Here is a 23137-nt window from a genome sequence, read left to right on the forward strand (position 1 = left end):
ACCGGTGTCTCAACAAACCTTGGCCGCCTTGTCGTAACAGCCGCGCGCCGACCAGCAGCAAGACCGGTCAAATTGAATTGAGATCGGTCAAGGTTCGGCGAGACGGGTCAACCTGTGACCCGCCTCAGTGCACTTTGACTCACCGCACCGAAGTTCAACCGGTGTCCGCCCTACGGTCGCGACTCCCAGTCAGCCAGACCCCCTCTGCACGAATCCACCCGCGCCACACGAGTGACACGGCCCCCAGCCCCCACCGCACACCGTTCACACAAGCTCGCGCATTCGGCGGATCGGGCTCGCGAGGAGGATCGCCGGGCTGACCGTGGAAAGCACGGCCATGAGTGCGAAGGAGGCACGGGTTCCCCACAGGGCGGCGGCACCTCCCGCGGCCAGCGCGCCGAATGGGACCGCGCCCCAGGAGATGAAGCGGACCGTTGCCATCACCCGCGGCAGCAGTTCCGGGGGCGTGGCGGTCTGCCGGTAGGTGCGGGTGACGATGCTCGTCACCACCACGGCCCCGGCGAAACCGCTGTTCCCCAGGGCGAACAGGCCCAGTGCCACGGAGTGGCCGGCCAGCGGCATCAGCGCCGCGAAGCACGGGGAGACCACCGCGGCCCAGCGCAGCGCCCGACCGCTGCCCAGGCGTGCGACGATCCGAGGCGTCAACGCCGCACCCACCAGGGTGCCGAGGCCTTCGGTCGCGATGAGCATCCCGACCAGGGCGGGCGGCGCGTCGAGCGTGCGGACCAGGAAGACCGGGGTGAGCGCCATCAGGCCGCCACAGACGAAGTTGACGGCGGTCGCGTCCGCCGTGCAGGGGCCGATGACAGGGTGGCGGGTGACGTATCGCCAGCCTTCGCGGATCATCTCGCCCATGCCGCGGCGCGGGCCCTCCTGCGCGGGGTGCGCAACCCGCGGCAGGCTGCCCATGAGCGCGGCCGAGACGAGGTAGCTCACCGCGTCAACCACGATCGACGTTGCCGCGCCGACCAGCTGGACCAGCACCCCACCGAGGGACGGGCCACCGAGCTGGGTCGCCGCCCTGGTTCCCGAGGTGAGGCTGTTGCGGGCGGTGAGCTCCTCCTTGCTGACGAGGGACGGCAGGAACGTCGAGTTTCCGACGTCGAACACGACGGACGCCAACCCGACGACCAGGGCCACAACGATCAGCTGCGGCAGGCTCAAGACACCGAGCGCGGCAGCCACCGGCACCGAGGCCACCGCAGCGGCCCGGATCAGATCCATCGCCACCTGCGTCCCGCGCAATGGCAGACGATGCACGAGGACTCCGGCCGGGAGGCCGACCAGGAGCCACGAAGCGAACGAAGCGGCCGTGATCAGGCTGACGGCGAACGCCGAGGCGTGCAGCACCAGTACCGCGAGCAACGGCAGGGCCACCGCCGTTACGGCGTCGCCGATCCCGCTCACCGTGGACGCACCCCAGTACCGCCAGAACGCCGCCACGCGCGACGCGCTGTCCGGCTGCTTCTCCTTTTCTCCCCGCCCCTGCGCCGTCGTCGTCATGCCCGCCCCCTGTGACCACCGAGTGAGTCTCTTTAGGGAACTCACTATACTCATGAGTCATGCGGTACACAGAGCTCGACGACTCGGATTGCACGATCGCGCAGGCGCTGGCGGTGGTCGGTGACCCGTGGACGCTGCTGCTCATCCGCGATGTCGCGGGCGGCACGCACCAGTTCGACGCGCTCCAGGACGGACTCGGCATCAGCCGCAAAGTGCTGACAGGGCGCCTGAAAGCCCTTGTCGCGGACGGGGTGCTGGAGAAGCGTCTCTACAGCCCGCGCCCTCCCCGGTACGAGTACCACCTGACGCCGGCCGGACGCGGCCTGCTACCGGTCCTCGTCGCCCTCCAGGATTGGGGCGCCCGCCATGTAATGGGCGACGGCGTCCTCTCGGCCACCAGCGCGACCGACTCCGCCGAGACCCGACGCGTGCACGCCCTGGTGGGGCGTCGGCTCCGCGAGCTCGAACTCGCCGGTCCGGAAGGCCTGCCGGTCGACCCAGTCTCCACGGACCGGGCCTGGACGGTCCTGTACTGCTTCCCCGGGGCCTACGCACCCGGCGGGGACAACTACCCGCCAGGCTGGGGCCAGATCCCAGGCGCTCGTGGCTGCACCCTGGAGTCGTGCACCTATCGCGACCGGATGGAGGCCTTCGCCGAGCGCGACGTGAGGGTGCACGGAGTCAGCACGCAGCGTTCCGACCAACTCGCCGCCTTCGCAGAACACGCGCGGATCGCGTTCCCGCTCCTGTCCGACGCCGACCTGCAGCTGGCCGCGGCGCTGCGACTGCCCACCTTCCGCGCAGCCGGCGTAGACCGGCTCAAGCGGCTCACCCTCGTCCTCGACTCCTCCCGTACGGTGCGCGGCGTGCTGTACCCGATCAACGACCCGGCAGGTTCCGTCGACGACGCCTTGGCCCTCGTCGACTCGCTGGCTGGGGCCTGACAGCCCAGCCTGCCGAGACGGGGGCTCCACAACAGCGAGTGGCGCGGCCTGGTCACCTGATGGTCATAGTTCGGTGAGACTGGTCGAATTTCACTGAGACAGGTCAACCTGATCGCGCTGCAAGCGGACTGGCAGCGCTGGCCGCTGCCCTCGAACCCAGTCGGCGCCGAGCCTGACCGTCCAGGTGCTGACGGCTCACCAGCCCGGATGGGGTGACTCTTCCCCACGCTCGGGTTTGGTGGCGCGCGACATCAGAGCCTGCACGGCGTCCTAGGGGTTCCGGCCGTTGTGGATGATGTCGACCCACGGTTTCGGTGACGGGCAGTTCGACCTGGTGGCGTTGACCGAGGTCGCTGATGACCTTGCAAGAGGCGACGCCCTCGGCTGTCTGCTTCGTCTGTGATCGGGCTTCTTCGATGCTCAGGCCCCTGCCGAGGTGGGCGCCGAAGGTGTGGTTGCGCGACAGTGTGGATGAGTAGGTCGCGACGAGGTCTCCCATGCCGGCCAGCCCGGCCAGCCCGGCCAGGGTGAGCGTGTCGGCTCCCATCGCGGTGCCGAGCCGGGGTGCCTCGGCGAGGCCGCGGGTAACCCTCTCGCCGCCTACCGTCCCACCGGGAAAGGCCGCGTCGAACGGCAGGTCCTCATCGTCCGTGACCATGTCCTGGCCGGCCGGGCCTTCTCCTCGCTCGAGGAGATGGACGCCGCCTCCATGGCCTGGGTGCCACGGCGACGAGCCCGCACGCACGCGACCCATCACGAGGTCATCGGGCACAGGGCAGCCCGGGACCACGCGTCCCTCAAACCAGTGCCGCCCGCCCCCTACCTGGTGGCCGAGCGAAACCTTCAGCGGTCGGCAAGGACTGCCTGCCTGCTGTCCTGGCGGCGGTCGCGAACGTCTCATCTGTGGCCGACCGCCCACTGTTTGGCCGATCGGAACTGATGTACAAGTGAAGGCCGTGCAACGTCTGGTCGGCGCGTGCCCTGGGGAGGGCACAGTGGTGTGCCGAACCGTGTTCGTTTCGATCGATCGTTCAGGGGGGCATCATGCGCATACGTTTACGTGCCTGGATTCTGGTGGGCGCGGGCCTGCTCGCCGCGGGCGCCGGTCCGGCGTACGGGGCTGACACGACGTCGGCCGAGTCGGCGGCGGGGTCCGTGCAGTACACCGTGCAGGACCTCGGCACCCTGGGCGGTACCCGCAGCCGGGCGACCGCCATCGACGGCAACACGGTCGTCGGGAGCTCACTGACGAGCGGCAACGCCGCCGAACACGCCTTCGCATACGACCTGCGCAGGCACACCATGACCGATCTCGGCACGCTGGGGGACTCCAGCCAGGCGACCGGCGTGGAGGGCGATTACGTCGTCGGGCAGTCAGACCTCTCCACCGACGGCCCGACTCATGGATTCGCCTACAACATCCGGACCCGCCGGCTCGTCGACATCGGCACTCTCGGCGGCAGCAGAACCAACATCACCGGCCTCAACGGTGACACCGTGGTGGGGACGTCGTCGCTGTCCGGCGACGTGGTCACCCACGCGTTCGCGTACAGCCTGCGTACCCGGACCATGACCGATCTCGGCAGCCTCGCCGGCCCGTCGGGCGGCAGCAGCGCGGCGGCAGTCAGCGGTGCGATCGTCGTGGGCAGCTCCTCCCTGCCGAACACGCCCGCCACCACAATGCACGGGTTCGCGTACAACCTGCGCACCCGGACGATGACCGATCTCGGCACCCTCGGCGGAAGCTCCAGCACAGCCAACGACATCAGCGGTTCAACCGTGGTCGGTCAGTCTCGAACGGCCGGCAACACCCTCACCGGATACGCCTACGACCTCCGCACCGGCACCCGCACGGACCTGGGGTCCCACTTCCTGACCGCCCAGCTGATCAGCGGGAGCACTGTGGTCGGCGGCGACGGCTTGCTCTCCAGCTCGTTCGATCTCATCACGCACACGAGTGCCGTGATCGGCTCCGGGCGTGGTGTCACCGAGGTCAAGCAGATCGCCGGGAACCTCATGGTCGGTGACAACTTCGCCCCCAACTCCTTCGCCTTCGTCGCCCGCGTCGACAACGGCGACTTCACCTACCTGGCTTCCCTTGGCGGCCTCAACTCCTCGGCGACGCAGGTCAACTGCCACGGCGTCGTCGCAGGCAGCGCAGCACTTCCGTCCGCTGACCCGTTCACTGCCAACGGGCCTTTCCACGCCGCGGTCTGGGTGGCGCACACGGTGTCGTAGGGAAGCGAAGCCGCGCGGGTGAAGGCGTGCGGCCGATCGCCTGCTTCGTCTCCAGCTCGACCAGCTGGTAGTGCACGCTGGCCCGGCTGCATGCCGACCGCCTTCCCGATCTCCCGCACCGTCGGCGCCTCGCCACGGTCGGCGATCGCCTCCCGGATACAGCGCAGGATGCGTTCCTAAACACGCCAGCACAGCGCGGAGGTGTGGCTGAGCGATCTAGGTCGTGTCTCTTCGATCAGGTACGTCGCTGTCATGGGCATGCTCAGTAAGGGGGGACGGACGGCGAGTGGGCTGTGCTGGAGCCGCTGCTGCCGGTAACCAACAACCGGTGCGGCCGGTGGCGGGATCATCGGCAGGTGATCAACGGCATCATTCATCGACTCAGCACCGGGGTGTAGTGGCGAGAACTGCCTGAACGCTTCAGCCTGCGACTGGAACATCAACGTCGACTCCACCTCCGTGCGGGCTCACCAGCACGCTGCCGGTGCACCCAGGAACCCGCCGCCCCTCCCTCTCCGGTCTTCAAAAGGGGCGTACAAAGATCGCAACACGGTGGAACCGGCGATTGGAGAGCTGAAGCAGTTCAGGGCCGTGGCCACTCGCTGCGCTCGTGAACCGAGTTCACGGGGTGAAAGCGACACCAGTAACAACCGTGCGTTCCCCAGCGTAGATTCCCATTTTGGCTGTGACATTCCTCCGCCATCAGGCTCCTTCTCGTCACGGCTCTCGCCTGGGCATACTCCACGCCTACTCCCCCTCAAATCATCGATGAGCGTGGGCTGTTGCGAAGGGACTGATGGAAGAGATGACGCTGGAGACAGTCTCTGCGGGGACCGCAGGCACCTGGCTGTTGGGGGACCTCACGGTCAACCGGATCGGATTCGGTGCCATGCGATTGACCGGCAGTGCCGCCTTCCACCAGGGCATCGCGCGTGACCGCAGCCAGGTGATCGGCGTACTGCGCCGTGCGGTGGAACTCGGCGTCAACCATGTCGACACCGCTGCGTTCTACTTCTCGCGGCTACGCTCCGCCAATGAGTTGATCAACTCGGCATTGGCTCCGTACCCGGACGACTTGGTGATCGCCACCAAGGTTGGCCCCACACGGGACGCGTCCGGTGAGTGGACGACCCCGGCCCGGCCCGATCAGCTGCGTGGCCAAGTCGAGGAGAATTTGCGTCAGCTCGGCCGCGACCATCTCGACGTCGTCAATCTGCGCCTCATGGGCCACGACTCGATCAGCGAGCACTTCGGGGCCCTCGCCGAGCTGCGTGATGCCGGACTCATCCGCCACCTCGGCATCTCCGGGGCACGCCCCACTCACCTGGCCCAAGCCCAAGCGATCGCACCCGTGGTGTGCGTCCAGAACCGCTACGGCATCGACGCACGCGCCAGCACTGAAATGCTCCACACGTGCGCCGCACACGGCATCGCGTTCGTACCCTTCTTCTCCATCGCCGGCGAGGGACGCGAAGCAGGCGCCGTCCACGCTGAGCAGGAACAGATCCTCGCTGTCGCCCGTGCGCACGGAGTGTCGCCGGCGCAGGTACGTCTGGCATGGATCCTGCGACAGGGCAAACATGTCCTGGCCATACCAGGAACGGGCGACCCGGACCACCTCATCGACAACCTGGCGGCAGGCTCGCTGCATCTGACAAAGGAAGACCTCGAAGTCCTCGATTCGATCAACTCCACTGCAGCCTGATATCGACTGCCGGCAGACGCGTGAGCAGATTCAACCCGGTCTTGATCAGGGAGACAGGCCCTTGTCGTTTGTGACCGCGCTTCCGTGATGGCTACGACTGCTGGAGGATATCCGCGCGAAGATGGCGGTAGTCGGCTACTGCGACCGGCACATCGGTGTGTCGTGTCCAAAGGCTGAAGTGCGGGCGCATGATCCATGAGGTGGTGGCCTCAGCGGCAGCGGCAGCACGTCGTCTGGGAGAGGCTGGCGCAGGGGCAGCGTGAGGGCCTGACAGCCCTCGGCATCACGCCCCGCCACAGGAGCCACAGGAGCAGAAGGCACCCGCGAAACGCTCCAGGGGCGTTCTACGGCGTCCGAGCGGGGGGCGCGTCCTCGGGCGCAGTACTGACAGCGCACGGGCTCCACGGAACCGGTCAGCCGCTCCCCCACCGAATGCTGCCCGCCCGAACCCAGGTCCGGCTCGGAGCGTTCCTGTCCATCACCAAGCCCGACGCGAAACTCAGCCGGGAACAGCTGGAACAGCTGGCCGCCCTCGGCCTGGAATGGACCATCCGGGTGTAGCCCCGGAGCGGCGTCGAAATGCCGAGTGACGGAGGTGGCACTAGTTTCTATGAGTGAGATCCGCAGCACACAGTGTGACCGGCACGAGGTTCCGGATTCCGGGAAACGGAAGACCCGGCGGCGACGGCCGTGCGGCCAATCCTCTGCGGCGACACCTGAAGAATGTCCGTGCCTTCCCCTCTTGTAAGCACGGCGCCGGCCATCCACCCCGTGTCCTCCCCAGGAAGTCGCGGGAGATGATGAAAACAGAAGGGCGATTTCCCATGCGAATACAGCGCATCAGGCGTTATCTCGTGATGTCCGCAGCAGGCATGCTGCTCGCCGGCGGAGCCGCGATCGGCGCGGCGGGCACCGCCTCAGCAGCCCCTGCACACAACTACTGCGGCGGTTGTCACGGCCAGCAAGGACAGCAGGGACAGCAGGGGCAGCAGGGCAAGCAAGGCAGCCAGGGACAGCAGGGCAGCCAGGGACAGCAAGGCAAGCCAGGACAGCAGGGCAGCCAGGGTCAGCCGGGCAAGCAAGGACAGCCAGGCCACGGATGCGACTGATCCGACGCCGATCGCGCCTTGGACCGTGTGGCTCCGCTCGCGGGGCCACACCGCGCCGCACAGGCCGTGCGCGGTTGGCGGGCCTCGGGCCGGGGTGCGCGGCGCAGGTGCTGAGCGCGGTGTAAATAGGTCGTTGTATGTGGGGTTCAGCGAGTGATCGAACTGGCCGGGTGGGAGCCGCTCGGGAACTCCGTCGACTGGGCGGCGATCGAGGGAGAGCTGGGGGTTCCGCTGCCGGCAGGGGGCGCGACGAGGGCCTCGCGTTCGACTTCCTGACACAGTGGCCGCTCTCCCTGTCGGTCGACCAGGACAGCGAGCTCGGAGGCGTCTCCGCCGTCGAGTCGTATGCGATCTACGCGTCGGGCGGCAAGGGGCTGATCTCCTGGGGCGCCACCGAATGAGCCGACGAGTAGCTCTGGCTGATCGATTCCGAGCGGCCCGGCCAGTTCTCCGTCCTCGCGCGGGCCAATGACGTCGGCGCATGGCACCGGTAGGACATGCCCACCCCCGAGTTCGTCTACCGCTTCCTTGCCAATGCCGATTTCCAGCCGTTCGGGATCGCGCGGTACGTACCCGACCCGCCCCTTCGAGCCCGGCTCCGGCGACGATGAGTGACGGCGTGTCGTATCTGGAGCCGAGCTGGGAGGTGCCCTCATCGCTGAGGAGCCGATCGACTTGACCCGACTGCAGGGCGGGACACGGCGTTGAGGACCACCGACGTAATACGGGCCGCAACACAAGTCCAGAGTCGTCGAACGCGCCCTGGGTCTGGGCCCCGGTGGCCAGGCCGTGGACGTCCGCGGCGTTGCTCTCGACGTCACCGCGCGGAAGCACCCGACTTCTACTGCGATGCCATCAGGCAGTCTCGCCAGACGATCTCGGCGCCGGGGTGCTCCTGGAGCCACGCAGTGACCGTGCCAGCCTCTCGATCAGGCAGCACGTCCACCGGCCGAGAGATCTCGATGTCGACGAGGACGCTACCGTAGGCCCCTGTCCTTGCGGAAGGCGAACTCGTCGAGGCCGAGTATCCGCGGTGCCCTGGCTGACACGGGTGGTGCTTTGAGCTGCCCCAGCGGTGCAGTGCGTCGGCCATGGAGTCGCGGCTTCGTGCAGAGGCGTTGACCCGGACGGCCTCCAAGCTCCACCGCGACTGTCCTCATGGCTGACCGCGACGCGGTCGAAGAACGGAGCCGTGGCTCGGTCGGACCCGCCACCTGTTCGACGAATGTCCGACGCCTGCACCGGCCTTGATCGCAGAAGAAGCGACGCACGCGGAGACGCACAACCATTTTCTGGCGGGCGAGGGGCAACCCGGCTATGTGCCGCCAGTATCGGCTGTGAACGCGCACGCCAGGGTGGTCGCACTGCGGACACGTCCCGGCCGGAGCGCAGGCGGCGGCATCGACTATCAAGGCTCCTTCACCCACCGCCAGCTGCCGCACAGCGATCTTCAGCCCAGGGAAGAGCAACTCTTCGAACACTTCAGCCTGCATAGACAAAGCATCCCCAGACTGAACGCTCCTGCATGCTCCGTCTGCGCGTCGGGTGGCTACGAATCCGGAGCGGAAGCGAAACAGGCAGCGGCGACCTCAAGTGCCGCACTCAGCGAGGACACCTCACGCCAGAACTCACCCGGAACCATGGTCACTCGATAGCGGCCTTCCCCCAGCGGCCAGATCTTCACAAGGCCCGATTCCAAGTCGAATGGCGTCCGGCACAGCGTCAGACTCCTGTGGCTGATGTCGGGCCAGAACCTCCGCAGTTGAGGGTGTGCGTGGGCCGCCATCAGGAATGGTCGATCACGCAGGTGCCACTCGCTGGAAAGCAGCTCACGCCACTTCGCGGGAGCAGGGTCACCATCCTCGAACGCTTCCGCCAGCTCGCTCCAGCTCATGAACGGAAAGCGGTCACGCAGCTCCCGCAGACTGCCGCCCTGGTGCCACAGATTCGCGACCCCCACCGCAGCGACAAGGTCGTTCGTCCACCCCTCCGAGGACGCGAAGACACGGTGGCGGAGGATCCGTATGCAGAAGGAATCCTCCGCGCAAGGGGAAACAACGACCGTTCCCCGATCGGTGCTCACCTCGGCGCCGGCGTCCCATCCCGAGCGAGTCCGCACCTCGCCCAAGTCGAAATCTTGAGCCAGTGCGATGTGCTCGATACGCCGCACCAGATCCGCAGGCGACGCTGGATCGGGATCGGCCGCAACCCGCATTTCCGCCTCTTGGTCACCCGTTGCCATGTCCGCCCCCGTGATTGCGATGCCCCTTGCCTGGACACGATATGCCGCTCCGCATCGGTATCGCCCGGGTCCCCTGCCGGGCGTACTCGTCACGGAAGGTCCGGCAAGAACCCTCCAGTTGGCCATGCCGAACACCCCAGTTGGCCGTCCCCGAGTCGGAGGCTGAGGGGTTCATCGGTCGCTGGGAGTAGGTCCATCGCCTCATGCGCGCTTCGCGTCTGCTGGCTAAGGTCGGCACTCATGCAGACCACGGGGATTGTTCGCCGCCAAGCGGCGGAGCGTAGGCGCGATGCTCTCGAACGGCTGGTTAACGAGCGGGATATATGGGTGTCGACAGGACATCCTGATCACGGGCCGCACCAGGTGCCGCTGTGGTTCTTGTGGGATGGGCGAGCGGTGTGGATATGTACCAGTGCCACCTGCGTGACTGCGCGGAACGTCCGCGAGGAGCCGCGCGTGCGCCTGGCGCTGCCGGACACCTTCGACGTGGTGCTTCTCCAGGGTGAGGCGGAGTGCTTCCTGGACCAGGATGTGCCCGGAGACGCGGCGGAAGCCTTCGCCGCCAAGTTCGGGTGGGACCCGCGCGCGGAGGAAGACTCCTTTCTGTATGTGCGCGTGGTGCCGAAGACTGTGCGCGCTTGGCGCGGCGAGCCGGAACTGCGCGGTAGAGTAATCATGCGCGACGGGACGTGGCTGGAATAGCGGCCGTCCCTGGTCGACGCCCCTCTCCCCGCCAGCAAGATCACGACCTACGGCTGGAGTGCTAACTCCCGGATCGGTGTGGCCAGTTCGAGAGGGAGCGGCTGGCAGCGGGCCGTGCCTGGCGTACCCGTCCGACGTTCCCTGTGTACGTCCTCCACCTGCGCACCTTGCACGAAACGCTGCTGGCGCAGCGCGACAGTGTCGACGACCAAGCCACACGGTCGACAACCGCACTGTCGCCTACGCCCTCCCACCGACGGCGAGGTCGGCAGCAGCGACCTGTGGAACGAACCCGCGAACGGCACGGGGACTCCCCTGCTGATCGCGGCGGCTTCCTCCCCCGCGCCGTAGTAGCCGGGCAGGGGGACAGGCGGCCGGTGATCACCCGGACCGTCACCAACTTCGCATCACCGCCACGAAACGACCATTCCGCCCACACAATGCGACGGTTCACCCCATCATGGGCCCGTGGACATGGATGGGGGCGTCGCCGACGACGCGGTTGGCACTCATCGGGATCTCGGCCCTGGTGCTGGTTGTGGCGAGCACGGTGTACTCGGTCTGGGCGATCCGTCACGGCACGTGGAAGGCGACCGACCTGGTCACGCTGGCCGGTCTGCCGGTGGGCACGGGGAGCCTGGCCGTAGCGATCCTGGCGTTGCGGAAGTAGGCGGGCAACGAGGCGGACCTGGCGATGAGCTGGACCCGGACCCTGGCCCGGAAGGTCGCCGAGGCCGAGGGCATGGTGCGCTTCCAGCTTCTGGGCAAGGACTTCCAGCGCATCAACCTGCGCTACCCGCTGCAGACCGCTCCCGCCCGGCCCGCGCTTGCCCCGCCCGCCGGAGTGACCTTCGCCGACGGTGCGACATCGCTGCCGGACATCACCGCCTACTACCGTGACACCCCGCCGGCCCGGCTGGTCATCACCGGGTCCGCCGGGGCGGGCAGGACCGTGCTGGCCCTGGAGCTGCCCCTCGCCCTGTTGAAGGACCGGACGGAAAACGCCCGCGACTCCGCCCCGGTTCCGATCCGCGTGCCGCTCGCCCACTGGGACACCAGGGGCTCTTTGCGGACCCTGCTGATCAAGCGCCTGGACGACACATACGGATGCTCTGCCGTGCAGGCCGGCACCCTCGTCGATCAGGGCCTCATCCTGCCCGTCCTGGACGGGCTCGACGAGATGGATCCCACACTGCCCGACGGTACACCCGACCCCGAGGCCCCTCGCGCCCGGGCCGCCCCCGAGCGGCTCAACGAGTACCAGGACCGGCACGGCCTCGGCGCCACCCCGGTGATCCTGACCTGCCGCACCCACCACTACGACGCGATCCCCCCGACCAAGGCCCTCCTGGACGCCGCCCGCGTCACCATCGCTCCGGTGGACACCGGCACCGCCGCCGCTTATCTCGACGCTCGGACCGTCGGCGACCCACAGCGCTGGCAACCGCTCCTACGGCAGCTGACCGCCCGTCCCACCGGCCCGCACCGCGAGTTGCTGTCGACCTTCTGGCGGCTGTGCCTGATCGCCACGGTCTACTACGAGGCCGAAGACCTGACCGACCTGCTGCGCCATGCCACCGAGGCTGACCTCGACCGTGACCTCCTGGGCCGGTACATCACCGCCGTCGCGAAAAACATCGAGAACCGCCATGGCTACACCCTCGGTCAGATCCACCGCTGGCTCCACCAGCTGACGGCTCGTCTCGCCCCCACCCCCGACAGTCCGGCGGTCGGCACCGATCTGGCGCTCCACGATCTGTGGCCCCTGACCGGACGCGTCCGCGTGGGGGCCACGGACGCCCTGCTCTCCGCCGCCCTCGTCCTCCTGCCGGCTCTCCCTTTCGCGTGGCACACCGGCAACCCGGCCCTGTTCACCGCGCTGGTCGCCGCCCTGGCCCTCAGCACCGGTCTTGCCCATGCGGTACCGCCCCTGCCCCGCCGTCTGCACATCGGACGGCTGCCCACCGCCCGGGGGCTGCAGGACTTCGCGTTCTCCCTCGCGGGCGGTGTCGTCTTTGGGCTGGGGGTCAGTTTCGGCAGCAAACTCATGTTCCAGAACGCGGGCGCACCCGAGGTGGGCCTCACTTTGGCGAGTACAGCACCCACGAACTCGGCATCCAGCCCGGGGCGTACGACCCGAAACCCGACGTCGACTTCACCCCGCTATCCTGCTGCGAGGGTCAGGCCCGGGCAGGTGATCCGATGGCGCTGCCGAGGGGGCGGGGTTTGTGACGGTTCTTGTGGGCCCTCTCCGTATTTCAGAGGGATACCCGCGCTGTTCTGCCAGCGGCAGAACACCGGCTGGACCGGGCTCGACGATCACTACAGTCCAGTCTCATGACGACGATTACGACGCGTACGGTCGAGTATCCGGCCGACGGTTTGACGATGATCGGGCACCTCGCGCTCCCGGCCGGTGTCGACCGCCGGCCCGCGGTGCTGCTCGGACCAGAGGGCATGGGGCTCAGCGACGTCGAGCGCCGCCGGGCCGATGCTCTCGCCGAGCTGGGATATATAGCGCTGGCCTTCGACCTTCATGGCGGGCGCTATTTGGGCGACCCCGAGGAGATGCTGGCCCGTTGCCTGCCGCTGCTCGCTGATCCCGAGCGGATGCGAGGCATCGGCCATGCGGCGCTCGACGTGTTGCGCACCGAACCGCGGACCGACCCCGACCGGATCGCCGCCGTCGGCTATGGCACGGGGGGTGCCGTCGGGCTGGAACTCGGCCGCGACGGCGTCAACCTGCGCGCAATCGGGACAGTCAACGCACTGACCACGGGCCGACCGGGCGAGGCGGCGCGCATTCGCTGCCCGGTGTGGGCCGGGGTCGGGTCGGAAGACCCGATCATGCCGCCCGCGCAACGGAACGCGTTCACCGCCGAGATGCAGGCCGCAGGCGTCGACTGGCGCCTCACGGTCTACGGCGGAGCCCTGCACGCCTTCCACCACCCACCGGTCGACCACACCGTGGTCCCCGGCGTCGGCTACCACCCACGGCACGCGCAGCGAGCCTGGCGCGACGTCGTCGACCTGCTCGCCGAGTGCCTGCCCGTGACGGAGGATCTGGGGCATGACCCAGGTAAGCATGCTGACCCCGGGCACTGACAGTCCACTCCCCCTCAATTCCGCACAGTAGAAACGCATTCGGGCGGTTACTCGGTCGCGGAGACGTATTCACAACTACCGCAGTAAATACCGGATTTACTGCGGCGGACCAATCCGGCCGCCGGGGCGAGGTGTACGCATTTACTGCGGCGGTATCGGAAGGGCGGGACGGCGTGACGGTCAAACCGGTGACCGAACTCGGGAGCGGGGGCGCACTTCGGTTGCCGCGTGCTCGGGTCCTACCTCTGTCCGCCCCGTCGTCGTACACCGCGGCGGTCGAGCGGTACCTCACCGGCGATGGCATCGCGAAGTCCTCCGCGCGGATCTAGCGGATCTCCCTCACGACGTGGGGATGGATGCTCGCCGGCGAACCGCCGCCGACCGGATCCGCCCGCCGAGGCGCGAAACCGCCCGTCTTCCCCGTCGTCGCGATCAACGACACGGCGCTGCCGGAGGTCTGGGCCGACCTGGCGGCGGCGCGGGCGGACGAGATGGACGCCGACACCGTCAACCGGGAGCTGTCCATCGCGGGCAAGGCGATCGGCTGGTGGCAGCGCCAGGGCTGGATCGAGTGCGATCCGACGATCGGCATCGAGCGGCGGTCGGCGCCGCCGGACCGCACCAAGGCTCTCGCGGAGAACCAGATCGCCGCCCTGTGGAGCCTCGACGTCGCGCTGCGGGAGAAGACGCAGTGGAAGATGCTCTACGAGTCCGCCGCACGGGCCGCCGAGGTGCTGTGCCTCAACGTGGAAGACCTCTACCCGCAGGACAAGCGCGGCAGGATCACCGCCAAGGGCGGGGCGACCGAGTGGATCCACTGGCAGTCCGGCACCGCCCAGCTCCTGCCCCGCCTCATCGCCCGCCGTACCCGCGGCCCGCTGTTCCTCACCGACCGCAAGGCTCCGGCCGGAACACCCACGCTCGACGTGTGCCCGGAGACCGGCCGGGCCCGGCTCTCCTACCGCCGCGCTGAGGAGATCTTCGAGGAGAACACCCGGCTGCTGGCAAACCCCCCTCGCCTCGCCCCACGATATCGAGGACCTGGACGGCTGGGCCCTTCACCGGCTATGTCACGGTGCCCTGACGCACGACGCGGAGGACGGCACCTCCACCCCGATGCTGCTGGCCCGCTCCCGCCACGCCTCCGTCCGCTCCCTGGAGCGCTACGCCCGCCCCGGCGTCGACTCCGTCGCCCGCCACGTCGCCGAACGCGACCCCGCTACACGTCGCCGCAGGTAGATCCGAGCGGATCAGTGCTTCAAGATCATCCCGTTGCCCCTTTGGCGCGTATCTCGGTCACACCCCATGACAGGCAGACGGAGCCCCGGGATGCGGCCACACCCCGCACCGTCATCGGCGAAGCCGCCGCCTGCTGCCTCGTCGGCGCCTTGGTGACCGGTCTCGCGGGCGGACTCGCGGGGGCGTCACTGGGCGGGCTGCCGGGCGGACTCGCTACGGGCATCGCGGCCGCGCTGGCGGTCGGGCTCGGCGGCCGTGAGGCCCGGCGGTACGTCGTGTTCCTGATGTGCTCACATCGGCGCCTGCCGTTCCGGCTCGCCCGGTTCCTCGACTGGTCCTGCAAGGCGGGACTGCTGCGCCACAGCGGCCCCGCCTACCCATTCCGCCATCGCGAGCTGCAGCACTGGCTCACCGAGAATCCCACGCCGGTGACTTGAACGAGTGTCGGCTCGGGCATGACCTGCCGGCGCCGCCTGACCGAGTGGACCGAGGTCGGCGTGTGGCCCCGGCTCCACGAGATCCTCCTCGCCAAGCTCCACAGCGCGAACGCCCTGGACCTCTCCCCGGGCGGCCGTCGACGGCTCCCATATCAGGGCGTTGAAGGGGGAAGGCGGGACGGAGTCCTGTTGACAGCGACGTCACCCAGCTCGTCCCGCTACTCGAAGCGGCGCCGCCGATGGGGGCGAGCACGGCCGCCCCGGCGCAGCCCGGACGTAGTGCTGGATGACCGCGGCTACGACCACGACGAGTACCGCAGCCTCGTCTGCGACCTCGGCGTGAAGCCGCTGATCGCCCGCCGGGGCACCTCGCACGACTCTGCCGCCTCCCCCGGTTCCGCTGGGAGATACGTGACGACATCCATGACGCCTTGTTCAACCTGGGCCGTGCACTCAGCTGCTGGCGACGTCTGCGCTCACGCTGTTGACCGGCCTAGCAAGCCGGAGGAGACGGGGCTGGCGTACACGCAGCCTCCTGGGCGGCCATCACCTCATCGCCGTACTCGAAGGCCCATGCGCCGACGGCGTCGATGGGCACGAGCAACGTCCGGCCCAGAGCGGTGAGTTCGTACTCGACCCGTGGTGGTGCGCCGGGGTGTGTATGCCGGTCGACCAGTCCATTGAACTGCAGCCGGCGCAGAGTCTCGGTGAGGACCTTGGAGCTGATGCCCCCGATCCGTTCCCGTAGTTCGACCGGGCGCCTGCGGCCGTCGCGCAGCGCCCAGAGCACCACGGCGTTCCAGGTGTTGGAGAGCAGGTCGAAGGCGAGGCGGGCGCGGCAGTCAGCGAGGAAGGCGTCGGTCGTCACGTACCAAATGGTGCCCGAACGGCTCTCTAGTGTCGGTACGAACGATCAAAGCAGGCACGGAAAGGGAACGTGTGATGAGAATCGGCGTGCTGGGAATGGGCAACATGGCTGACGCGCTCGCCACCCACTGGGCGCGGGCCGGGCACGAGGTGATTGTCGGGGGACGGGACGCACACAAGTCGGAGCGGCTCGCGACGCGCGTGGGAGGCAGTGCGAAGCCTGCCAGTCTGCGCGCGGCGGCCGAGTCCGGTCAGGTGGTGTTGGCGGCCTTGCCCTTCGGGGCGGGAGTAGACGTGGCACGGGACCTGCACGCAGCCCTGGAGGGCAAGGTGCTGATCGACTGCTCCAACCCGGTCGGGCCGGGCTTCCGGCTGCTGACGGAAGGAGGCCCCTCAGCCGCGCAGCAACTTGCCGCGGCGGCACCGGGAGCCCACGTGGTCAAGGCCTTCAACCTCTGCCACGAGGACGTGTGGCGCATGCGGCCGCCCGTCTTCGACGGGCGACCCCTGGCCGTGCCGGTCTGCGGTGACGACGAGACGGCCCTCGCGCGCGTACGCGAGTTGGTACGGGCCGTGGGCTGCGAACCCGTGGCTGGCGGCGGTCTCGAACGCGCGGGGCTCCTGGAAGCGACCGCCGCGCTGTTCATCGCCCTATGGGTCGGCGAGGGAGCGGATGCGCAAGCAATCGCACCTCCGCTGGCGTACGCGGCCGGACCGAGCCACCAGGAAACGGAAGGCGGCACGGCCGCTTCCCGTTAGGGGTTCCTAGTAGTGCTTCGTTAGGTTCTGGTTCTGCTGGCCGTCAGGGGTCGGCTCCTCGATAACTGGCTGCGGAGCAGCTCCACTTCCCCCCAACTTCACACCACGAAGATGCCCACCACCAGGCGGATCACACGACGTAACGAAGCACTACTCCGGGGTGAAGACACCGACGTCCCTCCAGACCCGGAAGCGGGACAGAACATCTAGCTCTGGCTCAGGCGGGCGTCGGCGTAGGCTGCCATGGCGTCGCGCTGGTAATCAGCCAGGCCCGGTGCGATCCGCTCGTAGTTCGCCTTGAACCGCTCGTCATCGACGTACATCTGGCCGAGGCTGCGGTAGGCCGCCGCGTCCGGGGTCCAGAAGTTGCAGAGCCAGTGGTACTGCCGGTCGACCTCGTCCAGAACGGCCGGGTCGTCGGCCGGTACGCCCGCGACCATGAACTCGGCCATCCGGATCATCGCCGCGGTCACCTCCTTCTGCATCCGCTCGGTGTCCTCGGGCATCAGTGTCGCGGCGAACTTCTGGGACTTGTCGTACTCCTGCGGCCAGCGTTCGCGCGCCTCGGTGTCGTACTGCGTGGTGTCGAAACCCTCGAACAGGTTCTCGGGGCGGTTGATCGTTGGCATGGTCGGCCCTCCTTGCGTCGTTTCGAGCTCGGAGATGGTGCGCCTAACCGTGGCGATGACCGCCCCGAGCCGGTCCTGCTCGACGAGCAGTTGCTCAAGGTGACCTCGCAACGCCTGCACCTGGTCGGTCTGGCGGCCGAGGATCTCGGTGATCTGCGGCAGTCCGAGGTCGAGTCTGCGCAGGATCAGGATCTGCTGCAGCCGCAGCAACTGGTCCACCTCGTAGTAGCGGTAGCCGTTCGTACCAACGTGGTCAGGCGTGAGCAGGCCGATCTCGTCGTAGTACCGCAGCGTCCGCGAGGTGACCCCCGACATCCGGGCAACCTCTGCGATCGGCCAGGCCATAGCGTGTTCCATCTCGCTCGCGTGGGCCGGGCTCTCCGGCCCACGTCCTCGACGGTAGAAGTTGACGTTACGGCAAGGTCAAGCCGGTGGCCCACCGAAGATCCCTGGCAGATACCTCCCCGTCCGGGTGACCGCTGGCCCGACCCACTCAGGGGCGCGGTACATCACGTGCAGCCCGACCCCAGTTTTCTCGCGCAGGTCAGTGTCCGCACCACGCTACTGCTGTGACCGCAAACGATCACCGGGGTAGTGCTCGTGGTCCTCGGGCCGGTTGGATGTGATGACACGTCCGATCGGCGTGGGGAGGCGGGATGGTGCAAGAGGACTTCGTCATCCAGACGGCCACCACACGGCCACCACTTGGCCGGTCAAGCTCGGTCAGCCCTTCACCCGCTGGCCGTCCGGAAGCTCTCCGAGCACCCGCGGCGCAACGTCGCCCGCCCGATACGTATGGGCCGCGAGGCCCTGCGCTGCCTGCTGAAGCGTCGCGGCATGACCTTCCAGCGGGCCAAGACGTGGCAGGGAGTCCACCGACCCCGACTTCGACGCCAAGCTGGACCGGATCGAGTACGCGCTGACGGAGCGGCCCGAGCGCGCCTCCGCCTTCGACGAGTTCGACGAGTTCGACGAGTTCGGCCGGCTCGGCATCCGCCCCCACCGCCGGCCTGTGCTGGGCGAAGCAGGGCAAGCCCGACCGCTTGCCGGGGACCTATCACCGCACCCACGCAGTGCGCTACTTCCACAGCTGCTACTCCGTCGGCGACGACACTCTCTGGGGCGTCAACCGGCGCCGCAAAGGCGCCGACCACAGCCTCGCCGTACTCAAGAGCATGCGGGCGGCCAGAAACAAGGTCGAGCTCTGCTTCACACCGACCAACGCGTCCTGGGCGAACCCGGTCAAGGCGCACTTCGGGCCGCTGTGGCAGTGGCGTCCTGGCCGCGCAGCGCCGGGAACGCGCCCGCATCCGCAGCGAGAAGGGCATCCGCTGGGGTGGCCGCCCTCTCAACCCAGCGGTCTGACCGCCCGCCCCGTGATCGTCGGCGATCTGGCACGAGCGGCCTCACCCCGGGAACGAGCCCCGTCAGGGCGTTTCGGGCTTGTGGGCCAGGAGGCAGGCGTGCGGTCTGTTCACGCGTGCGCCGGGCTCCTGTTCCAGTCTCGCGGTGACCACGAGTCCGGCCTGCTCCAGCAGGCCGACCACGCGGTCCAGGGGCAGGAGGTACGACTCGTAGGACACCGGACGGCCATAGCCGTGGGTCGGCCGCAGCCGCTCATTGCCGACATAGTCTCCCCAGAGCAGGTAGCCGCCGGGCGCGAGCGTGCGGTGGAACTCGGCGCACACATCCGGCAACCACTGCGGGGGCGTGTGATGGGTGCAGTACCAGGCCAGGATGCCGCCGAGCTCGTCCTCCCTCATCTCCAGCGCGGTCATCGAGCCCTCAGTGAACCGCAAGTCCGGATAGGCGCGCCGAGCCAGCCCGACCATCTTCGGCGACAGATCGACGCCGAAGACGGACACCCCCAGCGCGGCCAGGTGTGCCGTCACCCGTCCGGGGCCGCACCCCAGGTCCGCGACCGGCCCCAGACCGGCCGTCCGCACCAGTTCGGCAAACCCCGCCAGCATCGCGCGTGACAGCGGGTCCATCTCGGCTGGAGGCGGGACGCGTTCGACGTAATCGACGGCGACCGTGTCGTACGACTCACGGACGGCGGTCAGAAAGGAGGGCTCATCCATGCGGGCGACCCTAGACCAGGCAACTGACAGACCATGGCACGACCTTCATCCGACCCGGGCGACATCCACCGCTGCCGACACGGCCAACGTTCTCCGGTTCGACGCCTGTCACAGTCCGCAATGACCAGTGGTCAGTTCACCGTGCCTCCAACAGCTCGGTCGGAGAATCGAACCCGGATCGGCGGTAGAGCGGAACACTGCGTTCGGACGGCCAGACGATCAAGACGTCCATGCCGCTGCCCTGCGCATGCCCCCTCAGAGCTTGGAGGAGGGCTGCTCCGAACCCTCGATTGCGGTGTTCAGGCACCACGTAGAAGTTCGTGACATAGCCGATCGGGGTGTTGTCCTCGTAAGGCTCCGGCATCCTCTCCACCATGTGGAGGAAGACGTGCCCGCAGATCTCGCCGTCGCTTTCGGCGACCCAGGCCAGCCAGCGTTTGCTCGCGAGCCGCTCCCGGATCCAGTCCTCAGCGTGACTCACGGGCCGAACCGGCTCGGAGAGGTCTCCTTCATGGTCCTCATGCTTGAATGCCCAGCGCAGACCGGCTAGTACCGGAGCATCAGCGGCATCAGCCTCGCGGACATGGATGTCAGTGATCATCATGCGAGTCTCGCGCACCCCCGTGTTGTCGCGCTCCCAGATTTGTGGGTCCAGCCCCCGTCAGCCTGCCGGTCGGCCATCCATGATCAGGCTGGTTCCGGGCAAGCAGCCGTTGACCAGGTCCGAGCGGCACTGGATCTGCTTGAGCTGACGCTTGACGGCCGCGGTGATCTGGCTCGGTCGGCCGCGGCAAGGTTGCCGATATCGCGCTTGACCAGCGACCAGATGCCGTCCCGCGGGTTCAGGTCCGGCGCATAGGTCGGGAGCTGGAACACGGCCAGCCAGTCCTCGCTCGCCTCGATAGACTCCTGTAGCGGCTTGGTCAGGTGCAGGCGAACGTTGTCCTAGACCACAACGATCGGAGCGCAGAGCTGGATACGAGCACGAACGATCAGGTCACGGAAATCGCGCCAGCCGAAGCCCTTCCGCTCGTCCTTGGGGCCCCTGTACGCGCCGATGGCGTAGATTCAGCCGGGACCGCTCACCTGGCTTGTAGCAGGTCATACCTGCCATCGACCCGCGTCCGGCGCCTCGGCTGCGTACTCGCACGACCGGCGTCCGGCCGAACCGACCCCAAGTTCTGGCAGGCGGCGACGTCAACGACCGGCCGGCTTCGTCCTCGAAAACGATCCAGGTCCCGAGCGCCGCGTCGATGCTCTTACCCGCGGCCAGGTCTCCTTCTTCCACGCCTCGCCCGCCGTGTCGTCACGCTCGACCGCTCGGCGGGTGGGCTGCTGCCATGACCAGCCGTGACGCTTCAGCAACTGCCAGGTCCCGGCCCACCGTTTATGAGACGTGGAACAGCCAGCCGATCAGCGTCTTCACCCGCGCCAGGGGCCACCGTTGCTCTGCCCAGCCATGGACGAGCGGGCCGCGCTCCAACTCACGCTCCAGCCTGGCTCTGGGCCGGACCGAGCCGCGGGCGGCCCGGCGATCCCTTGAACAGGAGCCCGGCCTCACCGCGCTAGCGCCAGGCCCGGTGCCACCGCTCCACCGACCGCTCGCTCACTAGCAGTTCGCCGACGGTCTCCCTATTCGTGCCTCCGCTCTCGAAGCGTGCCAAGGCCTGCAGTCGGATCCACTCCCGCGCAGGCCTCCGCGTCCGAGCTGGCGGTCTACGACGGCCACCAGAAAGTCGCCCGCCACGAACGGCCGATCGGCAAGAGTAAGACCCTCGTCGATCTGGCCCACAACCTGGAAGCCGTGAACAGGCGGGCTTCGCAGGGAAGTTCACCCCCATTCATGACGCCTGGTGGGAGGCTGCGAAGGCCGCCCACGGCCAGCGGGACCGCACCCGGGCCCTGATCGAAGTCGTACTGACGCGCCGCCGCTTCTCCCACGAACTCTTCGTCACCGGACTCGCCTCAACCCTGCGGGCCGGCGCTCTGGCCGCGGACGCCGTCGCCCTGGAAGCACACGAGACGGACGAATCCGAAGAGGATCCGGCTGCGCCCGTCCCCGTGGAACCGGACGAAGCAACGTAACCCCTCTGACCGAACGGCGGCTGGCCCAACTGCCGCCCGACACCCGGCCGCTGTCCTCGGTCGCGGCTACGACCAGCTGCCGCGCGCCCGGCAGCCAGCCGACCGCCCCACCACCCGGACAGACATGCCGTGACAATCTAACGACACCGCAGACTGACCGAACAGGCCGCCGACGACGCCGTCGACCAGGCATGCCGCATGCTCCGGCTGCCGACCATCCGGGCCCAGTTCCCCGAGCTGCCCGAAGCAGCCGCCCATGACCAGATGTCCTATCGAGAGTTACTCGCCGAACTACTGATGGCCGAATGCGACGACCGGGCACGCCACCGCTCCGAATGCCGGATCAAGGCCGCCGCTGTCCCCGGGGAAAAGTCGATACGGGCCTTCGCCTTCGCGGCGCCTCAAGAAGGGACTCACTGGCCACCAAGTTGGTCAACGAGCGCAGGAGCGCTGAGCTGCTGTTCCAGGTTCTGACGGAACGCAGGGAGAAGAACAGCCTCACCATTCTGACGGAACGCAGCGAGAAGAACAGCCTCACCATCGCTTCCACCGAGTCGTTTGGAGGGTGGACGAAAACGTTCACTGATCCCCGCCTTTGCGCGGCCGTCGCCGACCGGCTCGCCCTTGGCGGGAACATCATCGAGACCGGCACCGAGTCCTACCGCCTCGCCGGCACCCGGGCGGCCCAGGCACAGGCACAGGACGCTGCCGCAAACTGACCTCGACCACCATCGTCGTCCTCAGCGGACGTGTCCCCCTGGCCACAGTCGCTCAGCCCCCGAGGCCGCCTCGCAGGTCTTCTCCAGGAGGGTGAACGACTTGGGTGCGCCGCCCGGCTGCGGCTTGCCTGCCTTGTGGCCGACGACCCTGTAGCCGGCGTTCAGGTAGTAGGCGTTCAGGCGTGCGTTACCGGCCAGGCAGTCCAGACGCACGAACGCCCGCCCCGCCGCGGCAACGCGGCGCTCCGCAGCACGCAGCAGAAACCGCCCCATACCCGGCTGGGCTCTGCTGCGGTCCACCATCAGCCGATGCACATAGCCGGCCACCGGCGGCTGCGGTCCCCAGGCGTCCTCGTCTTTCCACCACAGCTCCCACGCCCCGGCCACGCGGCCATCGGCCTCAGCGAGCCAGACCTCACCACTCGCCATGGTGTTGCGGAAGTGGTCCTCGTCCAGCTCGCCGGGCTGCCACTGGCCAGTGATGCCCTGGGCGAGCATCCAGCGGGCAGCGTCGTCACGCAGCCGAACGAGAGTGGTGAGGTCGGTGTCCCCGGCGAGGCGGAAGCGTAGATCGTTCACGTCGCGATCCTCGCACGGCTCGCACGGGCGCTCGACGCTGTCCCTCCAGTCACAGTCGAGCGCCATCGTTGTCGGTTCTCATCGAGATTCTCGAGCTGCTCAATCGCCGAGTGTGGCCCGAAACCGTCGACAGACGTTGCTCGCTCTCGCTTACGAAACCTCACACAACTCGG

The 23137-nt window shown here is 68.1% G+C and carries 20 protein-coding genes and 6 pseudogenes; 15 read left to right on the plus strand and 11 right to left on the minus strand.

What is annotated here, in order from left to right:
• Positions 1-264: 264 nt before the first annotated feature.
• Positions 265-1524 (minus strand): MFS transporter, encoded by a 1260-nt coding sequence (locus ACWC0C_RS41965; protein WP_450869961.1) that lies wholly within the window; start codon positions 1522-1524, stop codon positions 265-267.
• Positions 1525-1583: 59 nt separating this feature from the next.
• Here ACWC0C_RS41965 and ACWC0C_RS41970 point away from each other — a divergent pair, with 59 nt between their 5' ends.
• A complete protein-coding gene (locus tag ACWC0C_RS41970) occupies positions 1584-2468 on the plus strand; it encodes a winged helix-turn-helix transcriptional regulator (RefSeq protein ID WP_450869963.1) in 885 nt (294 codons plus the stop codon).
• Between the two features lie 270 nt (positions 2469-2738).
• Here the strand turns inward: ACWC0C_RS41970 and ACWC0C_RS41975 are convergent.
• Positions 2739-3081 (minus strand): annotated as a pseudogene (locus tag ACWC0C_RS41975) (NAD(P)H-dependent glycerol-3-phosphate dehydrogenase); the annotation flags it as partial.
• A 431-nt stretch (positions 3082-3512) separates the two neighbouring features.
• Here ACWC0C_RS41975 and ACWC0C_RS41980 point away from each other — a divergent pair.
• The gene (locus tag ACWC0C_RS41980) at positions 3513-4706 is read left to right on the plus strand and encodes a hypothetical protein (RefSeq protein WP_450869965.1); all 1194 of its coding nucleotides are present in this window, start codon (positions 3513-3515) and stop codon (positions 4704-4706) included.
• 125 nt (positions 4707-4831) lie between these two features.
• Here the strand turns inward: ACWC0C_RS41980 and ACWC0C_RS41985 are convergent.
• Positions 4832-4876: pseudogene (locus ACWC0C_RS41985) on the minus strand (hypothetical protein); the annotation flags it as partial.
• A 123-nt stretch (positions 4877-4999) separates the two neighbouring features.
• Between ACWC0C_RS41985 and ACWC0C_RS41990 the strand changes: the two are divergent.
• The 5 genes and pseudogenes from ACWC0C_RS41990 to ACWC0C_RS42010 form a co-directional block, all read left to right on the plus strand.
• A pseudogene (locus ACWC0C_RS41990) lies at positions 5000-5195 on the plus strand (transposase); the annotation flags it as partial.
• Between the two features lie 316 nt (positions 5196-5511).
• A complete protein-coding gene (locus tag ACWC0C_RS41995; RefSeq protein ID WP_450870016.1) occupies positions 5512-6411 on the plus strand; it encodes an oxidoreductase in 900 nt (299 codons plus the stop codon).
• A 432-nt stretch (positions 6412-6843) separates the two neighbouring features.
• Positions 6844-6972, plus strand: a complete 129-nt coding sequence (locus ACWC0C_RS42000; protein WP_450869967.1) for a hypothetical protein — start codon at positions 6844-6846, stop codon at positions 6970-6972.
• 236 nt (positions 6973-7208) lie between these two features.
• On the plus strand, positions 7209-7520 hold the full coding sequence (locus ACWC0C_RS42005) for a hypothetical protein (protein WP_450869969.1): 312 nt from the start codon (positions 7209-7211) through the stop codon (positions 7518-7520).
• Between the two features lie 170 nt (positions 7521-7690).
• Entirely contained in the window at positions 7691-7921 is a 231-nt protein-coding gene (locus tag ACWC0C_RS42010; protein WP_450869971.1) for a hypothetical protein, read from the plus strand.
• Positions 7922-8497: 576 nt separating this feature from the next.
• Here ACWC0C_RS42010 and ACWC0C_RS42015 read toward each other — a convergent pair.
• Both ACWC0C_RS42015 and ACWC0C_RS42020 read right to left on the minus strand, forming a co-directional pair.
• Positions 8498-9013, minus strand: coding sequence for a transposase family protein (locus ACWC0C_RS42015; RefSeq protein WP_450869973.1), 516 nt, complete (start codon positions 9011-9013; stop codon positions 8498-8500).
• 56 nt (positions 9014-9069) lie between these two features.
• Positions 9070-9762, minus strand: coding sequence for a DUF6193 family natural product biosynthesis protein (locus tag ACWC0C_RS42020; protein ID WP_450869974.1), 693 nt, complete (start codon positions 9760-9762; stop codon positions 9070-9072).
• Positions 9763-10002: 240 nt separating this feature from the next.
• On the opposite strand from ACWC0C_RS42020, the gene ACWC0C_RS42025 reads away from it, so the two are divergent.
• From ACWC0C_RS42025 to ACWC0C_RS42045, 5 genes are all read left to right on the plus strand, one after another.
• Positions 10003-10464 (plus strand): pyridoxamine 5'-phosphate oxidase family protein, encoded by a 462-nt coding sequence (locus ACWC0C_RS42025; RefSeq protein WP_450869975.1) that lies wholly within the window; start codon positions 10003-10005, stop codon positions 10462-10464.
• Between the two features lie 460 nt (positions 10465-10924).
• Complete coding sequence (locus ACWC0C_RS42030; protein ID WP_450869976.1) at positions 10925-11134, plus strand: hypothetical protein; 210 nt, start codon at positions 10925-10927, stop codon at positions 11132-11134.
• A gap of 24 nt (positions 11135-11158) precedes the next feature.
• Complete coding sequence (locus ACWC0C_RS42035; protein WP_450869978.1) at positions 11159-12805, plus strand: NACHT domain-containing protein; 1647 nt, start codon at positions 11159-11161, stop codon at positions 12803-12805.
• Positions 12802-13569 (plus strand): dienelactone hydrolase family protein, encoded by a 768-nt coding sequence (locus tag ACWC0C_RS42040; protein ID WP_450869980.1) that lies wholly within the window; start codon positions 12802-12804, stop codon positions 13567-13569. Before ACWC0C_RS42035 ends, ACWC0C_RS42040 begins: the two co-directional genes overlap by 4 nt.
• A gap of 356 nt (positions 13570-13925) precedes the next feature.
• On the plus strand, positions 13926-15245 hold the full coding sequence (locus ACWC0C_RS42045) for a hypothetical protein (RefSeq protein WP_450869982.1): 1320 nt from the start codon (positions 13926-13928) through the stop codon (positions 15243-15245).
• Positions 15246-15738: 493 nt separating this feature from the next.
• Here ACWC0C_RS42045 and ACWC0C_RS42050 read toward each other — a convergent pair whose 3' ends face one another.
• Positions 15739-16113, minus strand: coding sequence for a winged helix-turn-helix transcriptional regulator (locus tag ACWC0C_RS42050; RefSeq protein ID WP_450869983.1), 375 nt, complete (start codon positions 16111-16113; stop codon positions 15739-15741).
• A 74-nt stretch (positions 16114-16187) separates the two neighbouring features.
• Between ACWC0C_RS42050 and ACWC0C_RS42055 the strand changes: the two genes are divergently transcribed.
• Entirely contained in the window at positions 16188-16871 is a 684-nt protein-coding gene (locus ACWC0C_RS42055) for an NADPH-dependent F420 reductase (protein WP_450869985.1), read from the plus strand.
• A gap of 206 nt (positions 16872-17077) precedes the next feature.
• Here the strand turns inward: ACWC0C_RS42055 and ACWC0C_RS42060 are convergent, their stop codons facing one another.
• Positions 17078-17845: a MerR family transcriptional regulator gene (locus tag ACWC0C_RS42060; protein WP_450869987.1), complete on the minus strand. Its 768-nt coding sequence runs from the start codon at positions 17843-17845 to the stop codon at positions 17078-17080.
• A gap of 299 nt (positions 17846-18144) precedes the next feature.
• Between ACWC0C_RS42060 and ACWC0C_RS42065 the strand changes: the two are divergent.
• A pseudogene (locus tag ACWC0C_RS42065) lies at positions 18145-18865 on the plus strand (IS630 family transposase); the annotation flags it as partial.
• Positions 18866-18927: 62 nt separating this feature from the next.
• On the opposite strand, the gene ACWC0C_RS42070 reads toward ACWC0C_RS42065, so the two are convergent.
• The 3 genes and pseudogenes from ACWC0C_RS42070 to ACWC0C_RS42080 all read right to left on the minus strand — a co-directional run bounded on the left by ACWC0C_RS42070 (position 18928) and on the right by ACWC0C_RS42080 (position 21260).
• The gene (locus tag ACWC0C_RS42070) at positions 18928-19581 is read right to left on the minus strand and encodes a class I SAM-dependent methyltransferase (protein ID WP_450869989.1); all 654 of its coding nucleotides are present in this window, start codon (positions 19579-19581) and stop codon (positions 18928-18930) included.
• 136 nt (positions 19582-19717) lie between these two features.
• Positions 19718-20185: a GNAT family N-acetyltransferase gene (locus tag ACWC0C_RS42075; protein WP_450869990.1), complete on the minus strand. Its 468-nt coding sequence runs from the start codon at positions 20183-20185 to the stop codon at positions 19718-19720.
• 57 nt (positions 20186-20242) lie between these two features.
• A pseudogene (locus ACWC0C_RS42080) lies at positions 20243-21260 on the minus strand (IS630 family transposase).
• Positions 21261-21819: 559 nt separating this feature from the next.
• Between ACWC0C_RS42080 and ACWC0C_RS42085 the strand changes: the two are divergent.
• A pseudogene (locus ACWC0C_RS42085) lies at positions 21820-22385 on the plus strand (ATP-binding protein).
• Positions 22386-22406: 21 nt separating this feature from the next.
• Here the strand turns inward: ACWC0C_RS42085 and ACWC0C_RS42090 are convergent.
• Positions 22407-22964, minus strand: a complete 558-nt coding sequence (locus ACWC0C_RS42090) for a GNAT family N-acetyltransferase (protein WP_450869991.1) — start codon at positions 22962-22964, stop codon at positions 22407-22409.
• Between the last annotated feature and the right edge of the window lie 173 nt (positions 22965-23137).

The sequence above is a fragment of the Streptomyces sp. NPDC001709 genome (assembly GCF_053596375.1).